The organism is uncultured Alistipes sp., from assembly GCF_963931675.1.
In the GTDB taxonomy this organism is placed as follows: domain Bacteria; phylum Bacteroidota; class Bacteroidia; order Bacteroidales; family Rikenellaceae; genus Alistipes.
Genome location: NZ_OZ007039.1, coordinates 1,478,225 through 1,497,509, shown reverse-complemented (window position 1 = coordinate 1,497,509; position 19,285 = coordinate 1,478,225). Strand labels below are relative to the sequence as shown.

Annotated in this window: 17 protein-coding genes and 1 tRNA gene; 6 read left to right on the top strand and 12 right to left on the bottom strand. The window is 53.9% G+C overall.

The features are described from left to right. Positions 1-167: 167 nt before the first annotated feature. From ABGT65_RS06370 to ABGT65_RS06345, 6 genes are all read right to left on the bottom strand, one after another. Positions 168-2,414, bottom strand: coding sequence for an inorganic phosphate transporter (locus ABGT65_RS06370; RefSeq protein WP_346700652.1), 2,247 nt, complete (start codon positions 2,412-2,414; stop codon positions 168-170). Positions 2,415-2,631: 217 nt separating this feature from the next. Continuing rightward, complete coding sequence (locus tag ABGT65_RS06365) at positions 2,632-4,080, bottom strand: HAMP domain-containing sensor histidine kinase (RefSeq protein WP_346700650.1); 1,449 nt, start codon at positions 4,078-4,080, stop codon at positions 2,632-2,634. Beyond that, on the bottom strand, positions 4,058-4,738 hold the full coding sequence (locus tag ABGT65_RS06360) for a response regulator transcription factor (RefSeq protein ID WP_346700648.1): 681 nt from the start codon (positions 4,736-4,738) through the stop codon (positions 4,058-4,060). Before ABGT65_RS06360 ends, ABGT65_RS06365 begins: the two co-directional genes overlap by 23 nt. Before the next feature lie 311 nt (positions 4,739-5,049). Next, positions 5,050-6,117, bottom strand: a complete 1,068-nt coding sequence (locus tag ABGT65_RS06355; protein ID WP_346703068.1) for a bifunctional 3-deoxy-7-phosphoheptulonate synthase/chorismate mutase type II — start codon at positions 6,115-6,117, stop codon at positions 5,050-5,052. 57 nt (positions 6,118-6,174) lie between these two features. Next, entirely contained in the window at positions 6,175-7,020 is an 846-nt protein-coding gene (locus ABGT65_RS06350; protein ID WP_346700646.1) for a prephenate dehydratase, read from the bottom strand. A 480-nt stretch (positions 7,021-7,500) separates the two neighbouring features. Further along, positions 7,501-7,719, bottom strand: a complete 219-nt coding sequence (locus tag ABGT65_RS06345) for a hypothetical protein (protein ID WP_346700644.1) — start codon at positions 7,717-7,719, stop codon at positions 7,501-7,503. Between the two features lie 79 nt (positions 7,720-7,798). On the opposite strand from ABGT65_RS06345, the gene ABGT65_RS06340 reads away from it, so the two are divergent. Both ABGT65_RS06340 and ABGT65_RS06335 read left to right on the top strand, forming a co-directional pair. Next, positions 7,799-8,101, top strand: a complete 303-nt coding sequence (locus ABGT65_RS06340) for a hypothetical protein (RefSeq protein WP_346700642.1) — start codon at positions 7,799-7,801, stop codon at positions 8,099-8,101. A 298-nt stretch (positions 8,102-8,399) separates the two neighbouring features. Beyond that, a complete protein-coding gene (locus tag ABGT65_RS06335) occupies positions 8,400-9,170 on the top strand; it encodes a CPBP family intramembrane glutamic endopeptidase (protein WP_346700640.1) in 771 nt (256 codons plus the stop codon). Between the two features lie 225 nt (positions 9,171-9,395). On the opposite strand, the gene ABGT65_RS06330 is transcribed toward ABGT65_RS06335, so the two are convergent. Then, positions 9,396-9,471: transfer RNA gene (locus ABGT65_RS06330), tRNA-Gly, on the bottom strand. Between the two features lie 150 nt (positions 9,472-9,621). Then, positions 9,622-10,893, bottom strand: coding sequence for an aminotransferase class I/II-fold pyridoxal phosphate-dependent enzyme (locus ABGT65_RS06325; protein ID WP_346700638.1), 1,272 nt, complete (start codon positions 10,891-10,893; stop codon positions 9,622-9,624). A 405-nt stretch (positions 10,894-11,298) separates the two neighbouring features. On the opposite strand from ABGT65_RS06325, the gene ABGT65_RS06320 reads away from it, so the two are divergent. Then, positions 11,299-12,441 carry a site-specific integrase gene (locus ABGT65_RS06320; RefSeq protein WP_346700636.1) on the top strand — a complete coding sequence of 381 codons (1,143 nt, stop codon included), beginning with the start codon at positions 11,299-11,301 and terminating at the stop codon, positions 12,439-12,441. Between the two features lie 448 nt (positions 12,442-12,889). Then, the gene (locus ABGT65_RS06315) at positions 12,890-13,468 is read left to right on the top strand and encodes a hypothetical protein (RefSeq protein WP_346700635.1); all 579 of its coding nucleotides are present in this window, start codon (positions 12,890-12,892) and stop codon (positions 13,466-13,468) included. An 82-nt stretch (positions 13,469-13,550) separates the two neighbouring features. Here ABGT65_RS06315 and ABGT65_RS06310 read toward each other — a convergent pair whose 3' ends face one another. From ABGT65_RS06310 to ABGT65_RS06295, 4 genes are all read right to left on the bottom strand, one after another. Continuing rightward, positions 13,551-14,690, bottom strand: a complete 1,140-nt coding sequence (locus tag ABGT65_RS06310; RefSeq protein ID WP_346699178.1) for an IS481 family transposase — start codon at positions 14,688-14,690, stop codon at positions 13,551-13,553. A gap of 107 nt (positions 14,691-14,797) precedes the next feature. After that, a complete protein-coding gene (locus tag ABGT65_RS06305; RefSeq protein ID WP_346700633.1) occupies positions 14,798-15,736 on the bottom strand; it encodes a phage/plasmid replication protein in 939 nt (312 codons plus the stop codon). A 160-nt stretch (positions 15,737-15,896) separates the two neighbouring features. Continuing rightward, positions 15,897-16,133 carry a helix-turn-helix domain-containing protein gene (locus tag ABGT65_RS06300; protein WP_300258805.1) on the bottom strand — a complete coding sequence of 79 codons (237 nt, stop codon included), beginning with the start codon at positions 16,131-16,133 and terminating at the stop codon, positions 15,897-15,899. Between the two features lie 320 nt (positions 16,134-16,453). Further along, positions 16,454-17,620: a dicarboxylate/amino acid:cation symporter gene (locus ABGT65_RS06295; RefSeq protein ID WP_346700631.1), complete on the bottom strand. Its 1,167-nt coding sequence runs from the start codon at positions 17,618-17,620 to the stop codon at positions 16,454-16,456. 49 nt (positions 17,621-17,669) lie between these two features. Between ABGT65_RS06295 and ABGT65_RS06290 the strand changes: the two genes are divergently transcribed. Beyond that, entirely contained in the window at positions 17,670-18,443 is a 774-nt protein-coding gene (locus ABGT65_RS06290) for a radical SAM protein (RefSeq protein WP_346700630.1), read from the top strand. A 38-nt stretch (positions 18,444-18,481) separates the two neighbouring features. After that, the gene (locus ABGT65_RS06285) at positions 18,482-19,237 is read left to right on the top strand and encodes a YaaA family protein (RefSeq protein WP_346700628.1); all 756 of its coding nucleotides are present in this window, start codon (positions 18,482-18,484) and stop codon (positions 19,235-19,237) included. Positions 19,238-19,285: the final 48 nt, after the last annotated feature.

The window sequence follows — 19,285 nt, the reverse complement described above, 5'->3', positions numbered from 1 at the left end:
AAAACGAAGATGCTGCGACGTCGCGTCGCTGCATCTCCCACTAACCTGCTTATGTAACCTAAAACCAACTTGTGAAAGCCTCTTCCGGTTTTCACATGACAAAGATACGGGGCCGTCATTTCTTTCGGATGACGGCCCCGTTACATTCGCGTGAAGCGTGAGGACTGCTATTGCCTTGACGGAGCGATTTCGTGCTGCGATTCCAGGAAGTAGTGCTGCGACTTGAGCAGGTTCCGCGACTGGAGCACCATGGTCTTGGTTTCGTTGAGGATCGTCAGGTAGAGCACGCTGGCGCGGGTCGAGGTCGAGGGGTTGCTGTTGATGCGCCGCAGCTGGCTCTTGACGGCCTCGACGATCGTGTCGAAGAGGCGGTCGCGCATGTCGAGCACCCGGTCGAGATCCGTGAAGTCCTTCGAGGCGAGCATCTCGTTGATCTTGTCGAAGATCTCCTCCACCTGGTCGTTCACGCGCATCAGGTCGACGATCTGCTCCTTCGACATGCCCTCGTGGTTGTTGTCGATGTGTTCGAACGAGGGGCGCGTGATGTGGATCAGGGCCTTGGTCACCTCCGAGAGGTAGTCGACCACCTGGACGTAGAAGTGCCCGGTGTCGATGTCGCACTGTTGCAGGCGCCGCAGCGTGGGCATGATGTTGTACTTGCGCTCACGGGCCTCCGAGAAGAGGCGTTCCGAGTCGCGGACCATCTCCTTGAGGACCTTGCGGTTCTCCTTGAAGACGGCCACGAGCGTGCGGTTGTAGATGCGCGTGACCTCCTGCATGGTGTTGCAGACCTCGCCGATGCAGGCGCAGAGCACCTCGTCGGGGGTTTCGGCCTTTTCGAGGGGCAGCAGGGCCTTTTCGGCCTCGGCCTTCAACTCGGGGGTCTTGCGGTGGCTGCGGATGAGCAGCCAGGCGCAGAGAACCGTGAGTGCCGCAACGGCGATCCAGCCGCCCCAGAGCAGCAGGGCCGTGACGGCCAGTGCGATGAGGAATCCTCCCAGTGCGGTGATGAACCACCCCGAGATGACGGCCATGACGCCCGTAATGCGGTAGACGGCGCTTTCGCGTCCCCAGGTGCGGTCGGCCAGCGACGAACCCATCGCCACCATGAAGACGACGTAGGTGGTCGAGAGCGGGAGTTTGTAGGAGGTACCGATGGCGATCAGGATCGAGGCGGCGGTGAGGTTCACCACGGCGCGGATCATGTCGTACTGCGCCGAGGCGCGCTCCTCGACGGGCAGGGGCTCGAAGCGCCGGTCGATGGCCTTCTGCATCCGTTTGGGGACGATGCCGGCCCAGAGGTGGTTGGCCATCAGCGTCAGGCGCACCAGCCCGCGCGAGAGGAACGTCGAGCCGAAGCGCTCATCCTCTTCGTGCTGCGAGGCGAGCGAGAGTTCGGTCTCAGCCACGTGCTGGGACTTTTTCGAGAAGAAGAGCGTCAACACCATGATCAGTCCCGAGGCGAGCAGGATCAGGAAGTCCGTGCGGACCGGGGCTTCGAGGGCTCCCATCATGATGGTTTCGCTGCCGGCCTCGCGGGCGATCTGCCAGGCGTCGAAGCTGGCCAGGGGCACGCCGATGAAGTTCACGAGGTCGTTTCCTGCGAAGGCCAGGGCCAGGGCGAAGGTGCCGGAGAGGATCGTGATGCGGATGATGTTGAGCCGCATCCGCTGGAAGAGCCACAGCGCGATGGATGCCACGGCCCAGAAGGCGAGGAGCGTGAGCAGCACGTGGTCGGTGACGTATTCCGAGACCGAGGTGGGGATGAGTCCCGAGCTCTTGAGCCCCTTGAAGAGTGCGAAGTAGAGGATCCCGGAGAGGGAGACTCCGCACCATACGGCACCCCAGCGCCGGAATGCGGGGGCGTAGCGGAACGAGAAGATCAGGCGCGAGACGTACATGTAGAAGAGACCCGCGACGAAGGCGAAGGCCACGGAGAGGAGGATGGCGGCGATGATGACCATGGCCTTCCCGGTGTTGATGAACTGCGAGAGGTCCTGGAGCGAGAAGGCGGGGTCGGCGGCGATGTGGAAGAGGGCCGTGGCGACGGCGGCGCCGAGCAGCCCGAAGACCATCGAGACGGTGGTCGAGGTGGGGAGCCCGAGGGTGTTGTAGAGGTCGAGCAGCAGGACGTTTCCGAGCATCATGCCGAGGAAGAGCATCATGATCTCCTGAAAGGAGAACTGCGCCGGGTAGAAGACGCCGCTGCGGGCGACCTCCATCATGCCGCTGGAGGTGAGCGTTCCGACGAGGATTCCGGCCGCGGCGACCCAGAGGATCGTGCGGCGGGGTGCGACTTTCGAGCCGATGGCCGAGTTGAGGAAGTTGATGGCGTCGTTGGCGACACCCACGACGATGCCCATCACGGCCAGGATGGCCAGGATGATGACGATGGCTGTAAACAAGGGCGACATGGTGAAATATCTGTTCCGTTTTTGAAAGTTTCCCGTTCGGGGCGGGCCGTCTTCGGGGAGGTCGACGCGAGGCTGCCGTTGCGTCCTCGCCGCGGGGCGGGGCTTCGGCGCCGTGCCGGGGACTTCCGGGAGAGATTCGGCTTGCCGGGAGCAAAGGTCCGAAACAGATATTACAAAATGGTTACAGCGGTGTTTCGACGTTGTGAAACGTTGCTTTTCAGCCTTTTTTCCGGAGTGTGAAGCGGAATTCGAGACCTCCGCGTTCGCGGTTGCGGGCGGAGATCGTCCCTCCGTGGATCATCACGGCGTTTTTGACGATCGAGAGCCCGAGCCCCGTTCCCCCGAGCTTGCGCGAACGCCCCTTGTCGACGCGGTAGAAGCGTTCGAAGAGGTGGGGAAGGTGCTCGTCGCTGACACCGATTCCGTTGTCGGCGAAGAGGATCGTGCACGCTTCGGGCGAATTGTCCAGCAGCCGGATGTAGATGTCGCGCCCGCCGGAGTAGGCGGCGGCGTTGTCCGCGAGGTTGCGGAAGATCGAACTCAGCAGGGCGGGATTCCCTACAACCTCGACCCGCTCCGGGAAGTCGACATTCACGCGCAGCCGCTGTTCGGCAGGTTTCAATGCCATCTCTTCGGCCACCTCGGCGATCAGGTCGTTCACGACGACGGGCTCCTTGCGGATCACCTGGCTCGCTTCGTCCATGCGGGTGATGGTCGCCACGTCGGAGAGCAGACGGCGTAGGCGTTCGATCTGCGCGCAGCTCTTTTCGAGGAACTCCGTGCGTCTGCCCGCGTCGAGCGAAGGGTTGGCCAGCAGTGTCTCCAGATAGCCCTGGATGGCCGCTACGGGGGTTTTCAACTCGTGGTTGATGTTGTTCGTGAGCTGTTTCTTGATGCGGATCTTCTCCTGTTCCTCGTGCAGGGCCAGGGCGTGTTCGCGATCGCGGTCGGCCGTCGTCTGCTGCAGTCGGGCGTAGAGCCGGATGATGTGGTTCGAGATTTCGCCCAGTTCATCGTGGGGGAAGGACTCCGGTTCGTCGATCCGTTCGCCGCGTTCGGCGCGCTGGGCGAAGTCGTTCAGCCGCGAGATGTTGTGCCCCAGCCGCCGTGTGGCGAAGTATCCCGCGATGCTCATCAGCAGCGTGACCCCGAGCATGAACCAGAGGAATACGCGGTCGGCGGCCAGGACCGTGCTCAGCGGTACGGAGTAGGGCACGGCCGACCGGATGATATAGCGGTCGCCGAGCATCGCCGAGTAGAAGTAGTTGCGGTGGGTGCTCTCCGAGTGTCGGCGGATGGTGTATCCGGAGCCGTGGGCCAGGGCCTCGGCGACTTCCGGGCGGTCGAGGTGGTTGGCTGCGGGGAGCGTGTCGAGCGAGTTGTCGAAGAGGACGTTCCCCTGACGGTCGATGATCGTCACGCGCAGCTCCTCGAAGGGCCCGTTATGGGCAGCGATGCAGGCTGCGGGTTCGACGCCTTCGTCCAGTGCGTCGAGCATCCGCAGGTTGAGGAGTTGCAGCCGGGCGTTGAGGCGTTCGGCCTTGAAGTGCTTCTCGCGTCCGTACTGGAACACGATGAAGCAGGCCACCAGCACCCACGAGAAGGCCAGCAGCAGCAGGAAGAGCCTCCGGTGGTAGGAGAGCCTACTCCTCAAAGCCGTAGCCATATCCCAGCCGGGTTACGATGTGCTTTCCGTAAGGTCCGATCTTGCGGCGCAGACGGGTGATGTTGACGTCGATGGTGCGGTCGAGGACGATGACCTCGTCGCTCCAGATACGGTGGAGAATCTCCTCGCGGGAGAAGATCACGCCGCGATGGGCGAGGAGCAGGGCGAGGATTTCGAACTCCTTCTTGGTGAGGGAGAGTTCCGCGCCGTCGAGGGTGCAGACCTTGCGCCGGAGGTCCATTTCGAGCCCTTCGAAAGCGATGGTTTCGGGTTCGGAGCCGGAGGCTGCGGTGCGGCGCAGGACGCTGCGCACGCGGGCGAGGACTTCGCGGATGGAGAAGGGTTTGGCGATGTAGTCGTCGGCGCCGAGGTTCAGCCCGGCGACAGTATCGTCTTCGGAGTCGCGGGCCGTGCAGAAGATCACGGGGATACGGGCCGTTTCGGGATTCTCCTTGAGGATGCGGGCCATGCGGAAGCCGCTCATTTCGCCCATCATGACATCGAGCAGGATGAGCGAATAGCGTTCGGGGTGCATTCCGAGGGCCTGTTCGGCGCTGTAGGCGACCTCGACGTCATAACCTTCGACTTCGAGGTTGAACTGGAGGATTTCGCACAGCGACTCTTCGTCGTCGACCACGAGGATTTTGTGTTTTGCCATAGCTTCGGGGTTTGAATCCGCGCCAAATTTACACAACATTCACGGATGTTACACGCCCGGCTTCCGACATTTCACGGAAATGTAACAGAAGCCGTTGCCCTTTTTCTTTATTCCTTTTCCCTCTTCGTCCCGGTCGTCCCTTTGTCCCGGTGCGCCGTTCTTCCCGTTCTTTCCGGAGAGTGGCGGGCAATCCGTATGGAAAGACGGGCGGTCCCGGTCCGGGACCGCCCGTGGACGGCTTCGAGTCCGCACGTTGTGCAGCGGCTTCCCCGATACCGTGCGGGACGGGTGCTCCGTGACCTGCGGTGAAGCTACTTGCCGAGTACCTCCATCTGCTGGCGGACCGACTCTTCGTGGATGGCCTGCAGCACCGTGCGCATGAACTCGCGGTCCATACCCAGCTCCACGGCCTGGGCTGCCCGGCGTGCCAGCAGCTCCTCGTAGCGCTGTGCCTGGAGGATCGGCATGTCGTGCTCCTTCTTGTACTGCCCGATGTCGCGTGAAACGCGCATCCGGCGGACCAGAATTTCGAGCAGCTGATCGTCGAGTTTGTCGATCTGGGCGCGCAGTTCGTTGAGGCTTTCGGTGGTGATGGTCTGCTCGCGGATCACCAGATTGCGGAGGATGTAGGCCAGCGCGTCGGGCGTCACCTGCTGGGCCTTGTCGCTCCAGGCGCAGTCGGGCGAGCAGTGCGCCTCGATGATTAGGCCGTCGAACCCGATGTCCATGGCCTGCTGCGAGAGCGGGGCGATCAGTTCGCGTTTGCCGCCGATGTGGCTCGGGTCGCAGAAGATCGGCAACGACGGCAGGCGCCGGTGCAGCTCGATGGGAATGGCCCACATGGGGTGGTTGCGGTAGATGCTCTTGTCGATGGAGGTGAATCCGCGGTGGATGGCTCCCAGACGTCGGATCCCGGCGTTGTGGATGCGCTCGATGGCTCCGATCCAGAGTTCGAGGTCGGGGCTGACGGGGTTCTTCACCAGCACGGGGACGTCTACCCCGCGCAGCGCATCGGCAATCTCCTGCATGGCGAAGGGGTTGGCGGCCGTACGGGCTCCGATCCAGAGCAGGTCGATTCCACCCTTCAGGGCTGCTTCGACGTGTCGGCGGGTGGCGACTTCCGTGGCGGTGTACATGCCGGTTTCGTGCTTCACGCGCTGGAGCCAGGCGATACCCTGTTCACCGACGCCCTCGAAGCCTCCGGGTTTGGTGCGGGGTTTCCAGAGCCCGGCACGGTAGATCCGGATCCCTTCGGATGCAAGGGTACGGGCGGTCTGGATGACCTGTTCTTCGGTTTCGGCACTGCACGGGCCGGCAATGACTAACGGACGCCGGGGATCGACCCCGGGAAGTACGATGGGTTGGAGATCGTTCATAATGGTTGTTATTTTTGACTGTTCGACTTTTATGGATTGTATTGCGGACGTTTCCGGGTTTCAGATCTCCGGATTGGGACATTCGGCATATTCGCCCAGGACGCGGAAGTCGCTGGTGAGCGGGCGGGCGGCATCGACGGCCTGCCGGTATCGCACGGGGTCGTCGAAGGTGACGTCGACGTAGAACTGATACTCCCATTCGCGGCCGATGATCGGCAGGGACTGGATTTTCGTGAGGTTGATGTCGTAGAACGAGAGTACGGTGAGGACCTTCGAGAGGCTTCCCTGGGTGTGACGGAGCGTGAAGACGAGCGAGGCCTTGTTGGTTCGTGCGGGATCGTGGAACTCCGCGGCGCGGCTCACGTCGGCGAGGATCAGGAAGCGGGTAAAGTTGTGTTTATTGGTTTCGATGCCGCGCTGGAGGATTTCGAGGCCGTATAGTTCCGCGGCGTCGGCTCCGCAGATGGCGGCCGTGGCAGGTAGTTTTTCTTCGGCGATTTCGCGGGCGCTTCCTGCGGTGTCGTCGCGTTCGACGACCTTCATCCCGGGCAGGCTTTTGAGGAATTCGCCGCACTGCATCAGGGCGATGGGATGGGAGTGTACTTCTCGGATTTCGTCGAGGGTTTGTCCGGGGAGTGCGGCGATGACGTGCGAGATGCGGAGTTTCTGTTCTCCGACGATCCGGGCACGGCTGCGCTGGAGGAGTTCGTGGTTGGGGAGCAGGCTTCCGGCGATGGTGTTCTCGATGGCGGCGATTCCCAGCAGGGCGGGGTCTGCGGACATGCGGCTGAAGAGGATGTCGAAACTCGAACAGGGGAGTACGCCGATTTGTCGATCGGAGAAGTAGCGCCGGGCGGCGGTTTCGTGATAGCATCCTGCGATGCCCTGTATGGCGATTTGCTCCATGTTTTTAGATTTGTTTTTTTTGTAAGAAAAAATCCCGCACGTGGTGTCGTGCGGGATTCTTCATGAATTTATGGTTGCTTGATTCAATTCAGGGTATTGATGCATACCGTCCCGCTTCTTCTTCTGGTAAAAAAGAAAAAGTAATAAAAGAAGTATGCAAAACCGTAGAGTCTCATGATTTCTGACTTTAACTGGTTACAAAAATAGTTAAAATTTTTGAAAAACCAAATCCGGGACGCTGTTTTTTGAACGGGATATGCGGAATTTCGGGGGTCCGATTGCTTCATGGCCGCTCGGGATTGCCTGAAAAATGCGGTTGCAAATCCTTGCAACCATCTGATAGATAGTGCTGTTGATGGAGTTTTGTCCTACAGCGTCAATTCCTTGTATATCCCTTTGTCGCAATCTCTTCACGATGGGGCGGGTCACTGGTTTGTCGGGCCGATATTACGTTGTAATCCGTACCCGGGCAGCAACTTTTCATGGAGCCGGTTGCGGGCAGGATTCCGGCTTTGTGCCGTCGCCGATACCCGTTTCGAGGCTGTTGCTCCAGCAGCAGTCGGTCAGGGTGCCGGCGTTGTTGTTTTCTCCTGTCACGCCGTCGACATTCTTGTCATCCCCCGTGACATCTCCCGTAGCGTAGCAGTCGGTCACGACGCCGCTGTTTACTCCGGCCACGCCCGAGAGGTAGGTTACCACCTCCGTGATGCGATCGGCGGCGCGTGATGTAGAAGCGGTCGAGCATCGAGATTCGGGATCTTACCAAACAGGCCGAAAGATGGTTGCGAATATAAGGACGGGAGCGACCGTCGGCGGCGCTATCCGCTACAACGAGGAGAAGGTTAACCGAGGGCAGGGAATTGTAGCTAACGGATCCCTGCAGGAAAGGAGTTTCTCGGCCAATGCCTTCGAGCAGCAGTTTTATCCCGAAGCGGAGGGCAGAAGAGTCTATCGGAATACCTCAGAACAGACACCGTTTTCCTCAAAAGAGCCATACCGGCCGGATCCGTTGATCCATCCGCTGGCCGCGATTCTGGAGTTGGCAGACGTACAGGCTTATGAGAAGGAGCAACAACAGTAGATTCGGAAAAAGAAGAAAAGGCCCATGAATCGACACTGATCCAACCTCATATTTATACTACACAGGCTCAATGAACACCCGTCACTGCCGCCCGGTCGGTCGCCTGCATCAGTACGTTAGGATTTTCCCGATTTTTTGCATCTCCCGACTGATATTCGCCTCGGATATTTTGGCATAATGACGGGTCATGTTGGTATTCGAGTGGCCGAGGATCTTGGCGATTATATCAATTGGCATTCCGAGGCTGAGAAATATTTTCTAATTTTGCGATTCTAAAACAGGATTTTGCAATAAATATATGATTCAATCGAAAACAGCAAGGATACTGTATTCTATCATTGCGAGCATTATTATAATCTTCTTCTGGAGAAACATAGGCTTTGTAACAACACTTTTCGATATACCGAGCAATTCTATCCTCGGGCTGTCGATAAAGGCATTGCTCCTTTCGCTTGTTACTTTGATTTTGACAATAGTTGTAATTAGACCGAAAGAACTGTTTTCTTTTCTCGGGCTGAGTGGAAATATTCTCAAAGGATTTGGTATCGCACTCCTTTGCGTGCTACCGTTGTATCTTGTATTCCCTTTTTTCGGCAACCTTAATACAGAGTTGACATTCTCCGTGTTTTATGATAGATGTATTCTGACAGGATTCAAGGAGGAACTGGTGTTTCGGGCTTTCATGTTTGGTTTGCTTTTCCGATATGCAAAAACAGGTTTCTTCTGGGCGGTCATATTGCCGGCCCTCTATTTTGGCTCCGTGCATCTCTATCAGGGACACGATGCGCTTTCGGCACTCGCGGCTTTCGGTGTAACCTTTATCGGCGCACTCTATTTCAGTTGGATATATGTCGAGTGGAATTTCAATATATGGATTCCAATCGGATTACATACACTGATGAACGGAGCCTGGCATGTTTTCACCATGGAGGGTACAGAAGTCGCAGCGGGAGGCTTGGTTTCCAACATTGTCCGAATTATCAGCATTGCATTGGCTATTGCCATTACAATCTATTATCATAAGAAGAGAGGTGGGAAAATCTTTGATTATCCCATTTGGGAATTCTAACCTTTCTTATCTGTCTTCAGCATCGGAATGATACAAAGTAAAATAATGCATATCAACGAAATATAGCTAAATCGTGACCTGTTTTCGGCCCGAGGCAAAACAGGTCACGATTTGGTCTCGGACTCGTTGCCTGAGAATGTATTTTCAGGAACCAGCCAAAAATGAAAAAGCCTTGCATATCATTGATATACAATGCTTTTACTTTATTTCGGAGCTCCCCCCCCTTGGAGCGGAAAACGGGACTCGGACCCGCGACCTCAACCTTGGCAAGGTTGCGCTCTACCAACTGAGCTATTTCCGCATTGCATACGCCCTAAACTTGCGTTTCGGGAGTGCAAATATATACCGAATTTTCGATTCCGCAAAATTTTTCGTAATTTTTCCAAAAATAAAACTCCCCGGCCCTACAAAGACCGGGGAGTTTTGCTGGATAAATGATTCAGCGTACGGTTTAGCGAACCTTGAATCCTTCGTCGGCACGCATCGGAATCGGAAGCGAAGCGTAATAACCGCTTTCGAGTTTGCTCCGCACGGCCTTGAAGGCTTCGATCGTAACCTTTACGTCCTCCAGCGTGTGGGCAGCCGTCGGGATCACGCGCAGGATGATTTCGCCCTTCGGAATGACAGGATAGATCACCATCGAGCAGAAAATGCCGTGATTCTCACGCAGGTCCACAACCAGGTTCGTAGCCTCCTGGATACCGCCTTTCAGGAAAACCGGAGTTACGGGCGAGTTCGTCACGCCGATATTGAAACCGTTCTCCTTCAGGCTGCTCTGCAGGGCGCGAACGATCTCCCAGAGTTTCTGCTGGAATTCGGGATGCGTACGGATCAGATCCAGACGCTTCAAGGCTCCGATAACCATCGGCATGGGCAGCGACTTGGCATAGAGCTGCGAACGCATGTTGTAACGCAGCAGGTTGATCAGCCAGCGGGGGCCGCAGACGAAAGCGCCGATTCCGGCCATCGACTTGGCGAAGGTATTGAACAGCACGTCCACACCGTCAACCACTCCGAAGTGCGAAGCCGTACCGCGACCGCCCTCGCCCATCGTACCGAAGCCGTGGGCATCGTCGACCAGCAGCCGGAACTGGAAATCCTTCTTCATGGCAACGATCTCGTCGAGCTTGCCCAGGTCGCCCTTCATGCCGAACACACCCTCGGTGATGACCAGCACACCGCCGTTCTGCTCCTCGGCCAGTTCCGTAGCGTGTTTGAGCTGGAGGCGCAGCGAATCCATGTCATTGTGGCCGAAGACGAAACGCTTGCCCTTGTGCAGACGCAGGCCGTCGATGATGCAGGCATGAGCCTCGGCATCGTAGACCACCACGTCACGAGGCGAGAGCAGGCAGTCGATGATCGACAGCATACCCTGGTAGCCGAAATTGAGCAGGAAAGCGTCCTCCTTGCCGACGAAGGCGGCGAGTTCACGTTCGAGCTGTTCGTGATAGACGGTCTGGCCGCTCATCATGCGGGCGCCCATCGGGGCAGCCATACCGAACTGGGCAGCGCCTTCGGCGTCGGCCTTGCGGACTTCGGGATGGTTGGCCAGTCCCAGGTAGTTGTTCAAGCTCCAGTTGAGCATTTTCTTGCCCCGAAAGGTCATGTGGGGACCGATCTCGCCCTCAAGCTTGGGGAATGCATAATAGCCGTGAGCGTAAGCCATATACTGACCGATAGGTCCGCCGGCATTTTTCTCCAGGCGTGCAAAAATATCAACCATTTTGATTTGTATTTATTGAATTGTGTTCCGTTTTTTTCGTTTGGGACGCGCAAAGGTACAAATAATAAAACGAATTTAACAGTCAAAAGTAGCCGTTTTTTGCTCCCCGGAGATACGTATTTATACGTATTTTCCAAGGATTCAGCGTCCAACAGCCAAAAGCAGTCATCGGCATCTCATGACAATCCGGTCATTCCCGGAGAGTTGGATCCAGTGCCAATTCCTGCGAATGGCTGTTTTTTATCGGTCCTTTCCTGTTCGTGGTTTGTTACCCGGATGTTACCCGGGAACCGAATCTCTTGTTACCCGGATGTTACCCAGGTGTTACCCGAAGAAAAAAATTTGCAATGACATCGAATCCTTTCGCTAAAACCCGAATATAATTTCTAAACAAAAAAATGAGATATGATGCACGAGAAAGAGATCATAAGATTGCGAAGGAAGAGAATTCAATCGGGGGAATCCCTCTACCTCGACAGTTATTTCAAGGGAAAACGGAGATATGAATTTCTTCGGTTGTATCTAATACCCGAACGGACAAAAGCAGATAAACTCAAGAATGAACAGACTCTCCGTCTTGCAAATACGATCAAGTCAAAACGATTGGTGGAACTGTTCAACAACAAATACGGATTCTCAAACGAGAAACCGGAAGTCAATCTGATCCAGTACATCCGTTTGGTCATGGAGAACAAGGAGAAACAGGGGAAAACCGGAATCAAGAGTACCTTTGAAACGTTAATCTACCATCTGACCAAATATCGAGGGGAAAGAATTCTGCTATCCGATCTGGACGATCGATACACCAAGGGATTCGTTCTCTATCTCTCTACCGCAATTTCACGAACGAGTGGAAAGACTTTGAAAACATCCTCTCAACACAACATCTACACGAGTTTAAAAACGATTGTTCATCAAGCAATTAAAGATGATCTGTTGACAACCGATCCGACGAAATCGATCGATCCTCCCCGAATGATTCTCCCCCACAAGGAGTTCCTGACGGAAAAGGAGTTGAAACGACTGATTCAGACTCCCTGTTCGAAAGAGATCGTGAAACGATCGTTCCTGTTCTGTTGTTTCACTGGTTTGAGAATCTCCGATGTTCGGGAACTCACTTGGAAAAAGGTGATCTTCGAGGAACAAGGAGTACACATCAACTACCGACAGAAGAAGACCAAAATCGAGAACTATGTTCCACTATCGGAGAATGCAATTTCAGTCTTACCTCCGAAAGACGACAAATCGGACTCCGATCCGGTCTTCCCGTTACCACAGGAGACAACGATCCGCAAAACATTAAAGGAATGGATGACGAATGCAAAGATCGACAAACATATCACCTTCCATTCATCCAGACATACATGTGCAACCTTGTTGTTGAATTCGGGAGTGGACATCTATACCGTCAAGGAGATCCTGGGACATACCGACATAGGAACCACCATGAAGTACACGAAGGTAATCGACAAAACCAAACGGATTGCAGTCAACAAGATCCCGAATTTATATTCGACGAAAGAGGAATCCGAAGGAGTTCCCATGTGAATTGGGTATTCCCTCGGGATTCTCTTCCCAGGATTCGACTTTCATGAAAAGATAAAATCGGGAAACTAACAAGAAGATAATAAAAGTAAAATAGCATTTTTTAGAATATTCGGGTTAATTTTGTCCTGTACAATACCCCTCAGAGTGTTGGAGTTAGGAAACATTTTTATACCTTTGTGGTGTTCTTTCGGGAACAGACATATTTGATGAAAGTGTTTTGCTTCATCCTTGATCGAGAATCTGGAAAATTCATGTGTACAAGGATAACAATAACACTCGTCACTTGTATTGGTATGTTTATTTCTCAACATATCATACAGGTGTGGGGTATTGTTTATTTGTACACGGGTATTCCAGAACCTTCGATCAGATAGACAAACAACTCCACACTTTCTTTTTTAATAAAATCACCATTAAGGAGTTGGATGGTAATAAAATTATTCAAACTATGTTATTATCTACCAAACATGACCTCTCCCAACTCTTAATCCAATCGGTGATATTCTCTCTCTTGGGAATAACTTTTTCATCTTGCAATCTGGGACGAGTTGAATTAGTCAAAGAAGATATTGTTGTTGAAAACTGCATCAGAGTTCCAAAACAAGACGGAGAACTTAAAATTCGATATTATGGCAAAGATGACGATTCCACAGAAAGTTATGATCTAATATTAGATCTTGTCGTTGAATGTATTAGAGAGATCAATTCTTTTGAAGATTTTCCATTTATTCAAGTCAATTTATTGGATGAGAATGAAGTACGATTAACATACCTCACATACAATGTAAATAGAGACTTTTTTAAGTATAAAGGAATCAAATCTCATATCGAATTTAGCTTAACTCTTGATAATGATTCATTAAGCAAAAAAGAACTCGAACAAATCAAAAAGAAGACCAAACGCATATCTATACAATCTAACATCGAAAAAACTGAAGAAGAAAAAAGAGAAGAGGAGAAAAAAAAGCAAGAACAAGCAGCAGAAGAAATATCTAATGCGTTATTAAAAGCAATGTTCGGTCTTTAACGAGATAGAAAACCGGGAGAAAATCGCTCAAAAAAAGATGATTTTCTTGTAATAGTCAAGACTTGTTCTGACATTTTCTATACTATCGGGCAAAAAAAGTGTCCGATGCCATCTGCGAAGATACGCAACTATTCTCACTCTCACAACCTGGTGAGCCAATAACCTGCTCATCAGGTTGTATTTTCCCTGCATCCTGCAATTGATATCTCCTTGCCACCTCCATTCCTTCGAGGAAAGTCTGCATGGGTGTTTTCCCGAAACAGTATTTCCCGGAGTGCGTCCTTTGCGTGTTATAGGAGTTCATCCAAGTGTCAAGGTCTGCCTGCAGTTGTTCTATCGAGGTGTATATCTTCTTCCTGAAAGCGATGGCGTAGAATTCGTTCTGGACAGTCCTGTTGAAGCGTTCACAGATGCCGTTTGTCTGCGGGCTCTTGGCCTTGATCTTGGAATGGTCTATGTCCTCGATGGCCAGATACAGTTCGTATTCATGTGTTTCCCTGTTTCCGCAGTATTCGGTTCCCCTGTCCGTGAGCATCCTCATCAGTTTCAGGTCATGCTGCTCGAAGAACGGAACCACCCTGTCATTGAGCATGTCCGCCGCCACGAGCGCGTTCTTCCTGTCGTAAAGTTTGGCGAATCCGATTTTGGAATAGGTGTCGATGACCGTCTGCTGGTAAATGTGCCCCACGCCTTTGATATACCCTACATAATAGGTGTCCTGCGCCACAAGGAAGCCTGGATAATAAGTCTCTATTTCCCCGTGTGCCTGTTTCTCCGCCTTGGCTTTTTCCAGCGCGGCCACCTGGTTCTCGTCAAGCACGATGCCTTCCTGCTCCACCTTGGTCGAAAGTGCCTTCAGGCGTTTCTGGAAGGTCTCCATGTCATGCCTGAGCCAGATGGAGCGCACTCCTCCGGGAGATACGAGTATGCCTTTCTTGCGCAGCTCGTTGGATACGCGTACTTGTCCCAAAGCCGGGTTGGCTATGGCCATCTGCACTACAGCCTGCTCTATGCGCTCCTCCACGCGGTTCTTTATCACCGGCTTTTTACGGGAAATCTCCTGCAGGGCCAGTTCTCCGCCCTGCTCGTACAGTTCCTTGAAACGATAAAAACTGTCACGGCTGTATCCCATAATCTTGCAGGCTCGTGACACGTTTCCCAACTGTTGGGACAGCTCAAGCAGTCCCAGTTTGTTCTTGATGACTTTTTCTGATGTGGTCATAACTTAATCTGCTTTTATGTTACAAATCTACTCTTTTTATGCGTAACTGTCAGATTAAGTCTTGACTAATTCAATTTTCTCCCGGTTTTCTATGTCGTTATATAATTTTACCCCACATGTTCGATAAGGGAGTTCAACTCTTCGATTTGCGAATTCCGGACGATTCCCAACGAACGATTCTCCAATAATTGCTTCGTCTGTCTTTTAATCTCCGACAATTGTCTCTTATCTAATACTCCCAACTCAAACTGATGGTCAAACGTCTTAAAAAATTCATTCATTCCTCCGTATCTCTCCACCAACATCAACATCCCCATCTTGTTCAAATCTCGAATTCCCTTACATCCCTCGATGTCGATCTCATATTCATTGACCTTAACGATCTTGCGATATTCACCTTTCCAAAAGTCCACGATACGACGATAGAACTGGACATCGTATAACATCGGAACGGTAATCTTGTCCACCCCGAACATGCGATTCACATGATTCTTCAACCGGAGTTCGTATCTCAATAAATATCGATCCGAATATCCTTCCGGAATCCGATCTTTTCGATAGGATGACTCCTTGATCTTATCGTAGAACACCAATTGTTTTTTATCCGTCTGACAGTTATAATATAACCCCTCCAAACTGTGATAGGTTTGCTCCAACCGTTTGTAACGGGACAATGGTCCCAGATAATAAAAATAAGACTCCGGAGGATTCTTGACTTCGAAATTATATGCGACATCCATTCGGGATACGGTTGCATGATTCAATGAGACGTGTAACAGATCCGATAGTTTTTCGATTGCATGAAACGTGTCATCCCGGGTAAAGTTGACCATGTTATTTCCATAAAGGAACTTGCATAGACTCCCATTTCCGATCGATAACGTAGTTTCCGTGGATCTCACCGTTAAATTTTCGAGACGGGTTGTAAATACTACTCCGTTACACGTTCTTGTCTCTTCGAAACAATGATCTCTTGTTATCGTTTTCAGAACATTCAACTGGTTCACATCCTTATATTTTAAATTAAATTGAATAGTATCGAACATAACCTATAACAAATTTTTTGTATTAAAACCATATTAATATTACATCGAAGATCCCCTCGGAGATCACGGGATAACCTCCGAGATGAATCCATCGAATAGGTGTAACACAGGTTGTCATAGGTTGTCGATACGTCCTTTTTATAATATATATCCTCCATAATTATCTCTTGTTATTTTTTAAATCTCGTACTACTACCTGTTGTTGCATTTCGTCAACGGTATCCTGTCGATTCCGCAACAACCAAGTTTCGATCTCCTCTTTGAGAAAATAAATTTTCTTTCCGTTGGGTTTGTAGTAGGGGATCAACTTGTCACTGGTAAGGTGGTACAGATAATCCGGACTGATTCCGTACATCATGGATACCTCAGTCGAGGTCAAAACATTCTTGGAATTCATCAACAGGAGATGTTTGATCTCCTTCAACTCTGCGTTTAATATATTCACCATATTTTGATATTTTTTTTATTTTTCGTCGTACTACCACGATCTATATAGTATATCATCGGAATCTCATTTCGATTAGGAACACGACATAAAAAACCCGATTCGCGATGAATCGGGTTCTGTAAAATTCAAGAAATCAAGTTCTTATATTCCTTACAAATTCTTTGAATTTAGATATTTTTGTTACCTGGTTGTTACCCGGACATAGGGTTCAATAAGGTAATAATATGGCAATCAATTAGTTGAATGCAGAAGTGCAGATTTATACGTATTTATCTCTCTTTTCGCCTTTTCCGGTCGATAGCGTCGACGATAACAGCCACGGCGCCGTCGCCCGTGACATTGGTTGCCGTGCCGAAACTGTCCATGGCAATGTAGGTGGCAATCATCAGCCCGCAGAGCGTCTCGTCGAACCCGAGCATCGACTCCAGCAGCCCCAGGGCCGCCATGATGGCCCCGCCCGGCACGCCCGGCGCCGCAACCATCGTCACGGCCAGCAGCAGGATGAAACCCGCAAAGGTTTCCGCAGACAACTCCAGTCCGGCAATCATCGCCACGGCCAGGGCACAGGCCGTGATCTTCATCATCGAGCCCGACAGGTGGATCGTGGCACACAGCGGGATGACGAACGACGCCAGTTCGGGCCGCACGCCGAGGCGCAGCGTGCGTTCGAGCGTCACGGGAATCGTCGCCGCGGAGGATTGCGTCCCGAGGGCCGTGACGTAGGCCGCCAGCATCGTGCGCAGCATCCGCAGCGGATTCCGCCGGGCCGCGAGCCCCGCCACCGAGAACTGGAAAAGCAACAACACGACCGTCAGCAGGAAGATCACCACGATGAGCTTCACGAAGACGCCCAGGACGCTGGCGACTTGCCCCGACTGCGTGATCGAGAGGAAGATGCCGAAGATGTAGAAGGGTAGCAACGGGATGATGACCCGCACGACAACCAGTTCGATGATGCGTTTGAAGTCGTCGAGAGCCGATTTCAGCGTCACGGAGCGGATCGAGGCCATGCCGAGTCCGAGGACGAAGGCCAGGACGAGTGCCGACATCACCCCCATGACGGGCGGCATTTCGATGGTGAAATAGGGCGTCAGCGCCTCGCTGGCCTCGGGCAGCTCCACCTCCGCCCCGGCAAGCAGCGACGGGAAAAGGGCCTTTCCGACGAAATAGGTGCCGAATCCGGAGATCAGCGTAAAGCCGTAGGCCAGCGCTACGGTCAGGGCCAGCAGCCGCCCGGCACTGCGTCCGAGATCGGCGATCCCCGGAGCCACCAGTCCGAAGATCAGCAGCGGTATGACGAATTCCAGAAACTGCCCGAAAACGGCGTTGAACGTCAACGCCACCCGGGCGGCCCATCCGGGCAGGAAACAGCCGCAGACAACCCCCAGCACGATGGCCAGCACCACGCGCGGCAAGAGACCGAATTTTCGTTTCATCGGAGAACAATTTTTGTAAAGGTACGAAAAAATTCGCTACTTTTGCCGTATGACATCCTTGTATCACGACATCATCTACGGCCCGGTGCATTCGCGGCGCCTGGGCCTTTCGCTCGGGGTCAACCTGCTGCCCACCGAGTCGAAACTCTGCTCGTTCGACTGCATCTACTGCGAGTGCGGCTGGAATGCCGAGCACCCCGGCGGGCGGCGTTTCAACGCCCGGGAGGAGGTGCGCACGCACCTCGAAACCGCCCTGAAAGGCATGTCCGAAGCCGGTACGCCGCCCGATGTCATCACCTTTGCCGGGAACGGTGAACCGACCCTCCACCCCGATTTCGAAGGGGTGATCGACGACACGCTGGCGCTGCGCGACTGCTACTGTCCCGGAGCGAAGGTCTCCGTCCTGTCGAACGCCACGCAGATCCACCGCGAGGAGGTCCGGCGGGCGCTGCTGCGCGTAGACAACAACATCCTGAAACTCGACTCGGCCTTCGACGCCACCGTGCGGCGGATCGACAACCCGCAGAATCCCGCCTATGCGGTCCGCGACATCGTCGAGCGGATGAAGCGTTTCGAGGGGCGGATGATCCTGCAGACGATGTTCCTGCGCGGCACCTGCCACGGAGAGACGATCGACAACACCACCGAAGAGGAGGTCTCGGCCTGGCTGCGGCTCGTCGCCGAAATCCGCCCGCGGCAGGTGATGGTCTACTCGCTCGACCGCGACACCCCCTGCCCGACGCTCGAAAAGGTCTCCCGCGAGGAGTTGCAGCGCATTGCCGCCCGGGTCGAGGCGCTGGGCATTTCCTGCTCCGTCGCCTGAGCAGCCGTCCGATTCCGAACCGCAAAATCCGGACCGCCATGCAAATCCTGCTCTCCTGTGCCAAGACGATGGCGGACCACACCGCGATCCGCACGCCCCGCACCACCGAACCCCGCTTCCAGCGGGAAGCCGATGCGGCGGCCGCAGCCCTGGCCTCGCTTCCGGCCGACGACCTGGCCCGGATCCTGCGCGTAAACCGCACGATCGCCGCTGAAAACCGACGCCGCTACGCCTCGTTCCACGACGCCGAGAGCCAGGCGGCCCTGGCGGCCTACACGGGAATCGTCTTCAAGCGGCTCGACCCGGGGAGTTTCACCGACGACGATTTCGAATATGCCCAGGAGCATCTGAACATCACCTCGTTTCTCTACGGGCTGCTCCGCCCGCTGGACGCCATCCGACCCTACCGGCTCGAAGGCGACACCATCCTGCCGGGCGAGGAGGAGCAGACACGTTTCGACTTCTGGCGGCAACGCCTCACCGACGGTTTCATCCGCAAAATCCAGGCCGACGACGGCGTGCTGCTGAATCTGGCCAGCGGCGAGATGAAACGCCTTTTCGACTGGCGGCGCCTCGCCCGCGAGGTGCGGATCATCACCCCGGAGTTCCGGATCCACGAAGGCGACCGGCTGAAAACCATCGTCATCTATACGAAGATGTGCCGCGGCGAGATGGCACGTTTTGCGCTGAAAGGCCGGATCGACGATCCCGAATCCCTGAAAACCTTCGAATGGGAAGGATTCCAGTTCGATGCGGCCCGGAGCCGCGACGACAACTGGGTGTTCACGATGTAACACGCAGGAAATCCGTCCGACAGGGATTTTCACCCCTTCGGAGCAGCA

What these genes read in the sequence shown, in the direction of transcription:
- ABGT65_RS06370 (WP_346700652.1), bottom strand. Translation starts at nt 2,414, where the DNA reads ATGTCGCCCTTGTTTACAGCCATCGTCATCATCCTGGCCATCCTGGCC.
- ABGT65_RS06365 (WP_346700650.1), bottom strand. Translation starts at nt 4,080, where the DNA reads ATGGCTACGGCTTTGAGGAGTAGGCTCTCCTACCACCGGAGGCTCTTC.
- ABGT65_RS06360 (WP_346700648.1), bottom strand. Translation starts at nt 4,738, where the DNA reads ATGGCAAAACACAAAATCCTCGTGGTCGACGACGAAGAGTCGCTGTGC.
- ABGT65_RS06350 (WP_346700646.1), bottom strand. Translation starts at nt 7,020, where the DNA reads ATGGAGCAAATCGCCATACAGGGCATCGCAGGATGCTATCACGAAACC.
- ABGT65_RS06340 (WP_346700642.1), top strand. Translation starts at nt 7,799, where the DNA reads ATGGTTGCGAATATAAGGACGGGAGCGACCGTCGGCGGCGCTATCCGC.
- ABGT65_RS06335 (WP_346700640.1), top strand. Translation starts at nt 8,400, where the DNA reads ATGATTCAATCGAAAACAGCAAGGATACTGTATTCTATCATTGCGAGC.
- ABGT65_RS06325 (WP_346700638.1), bottom strand. Translation starts at nt 10,893, where the DNA reads ATGGTTGATATTTTTGCACGCCTGGAGAAAAATGCCGGCGGACCTATC.
- ABGT65_RS06320 (WP_346700636.1), top strand. Translation starts at nt 11,299, where the DNA reads ATGATGCACGAGAAAGAGATCATAAGATTGCGAAGGAAGAGAATTCAA.
- ABGT65_RS06315 (WP_346700635.1), top strand. Translation starts at nt 12,890, where the DNA reads ATGTTATTATCTACCAAACATGACCTCTCCCAACTCTTAATCCAATCG.
- ABGT65_RS06310 (WP_346699178.1), bottom strand. Translation starts at nt 14,690, where the DNA reads ATGACCACATCAGAAAAAGTCATCAAGAACAAACTGGGACTGCTTGAG.
- ABGT65_RS06305 (WP_346700633.1), bottom strand. Translation starts at nt 15,736, where the DNA reads ATGTTCGATACTATTCAATTTAATTTAAAATATAAGGATGTGAACCAG.
- ABGT65_RS06300 (WP_300258805.1), bottom strand. Translation starts at nt 16,133, where the DNA reads ATGAATTCCAAGAATGTTTTGACCTCGACTGAGGTATCCATGATGTAC.
- ABGT65_RS06295 (WP_346700631.1), bottom strand. Translation starts at nt 17,620, where the DNA reads ATGAAACGAAAATTCGGTCTCTTGCCGCGCGTGGTGCTGGCCATCGTG.
- ABGT65_RS06290 (WP_346700630.1), top strand. Translation starts at nt 17,670, where the DNA reads ATGACATCCTTGTATCACGACATCATCTACGGCCCGGTGCATTCGCGG.
- ABGT65_RS06285 (WP_346700628.1), top strand. Translation starts at nt 18,482, where the DNA reads ATGCAAATCCTGCTCTCCTGTGCCAAGACGATGGCGGACCACACCGCG.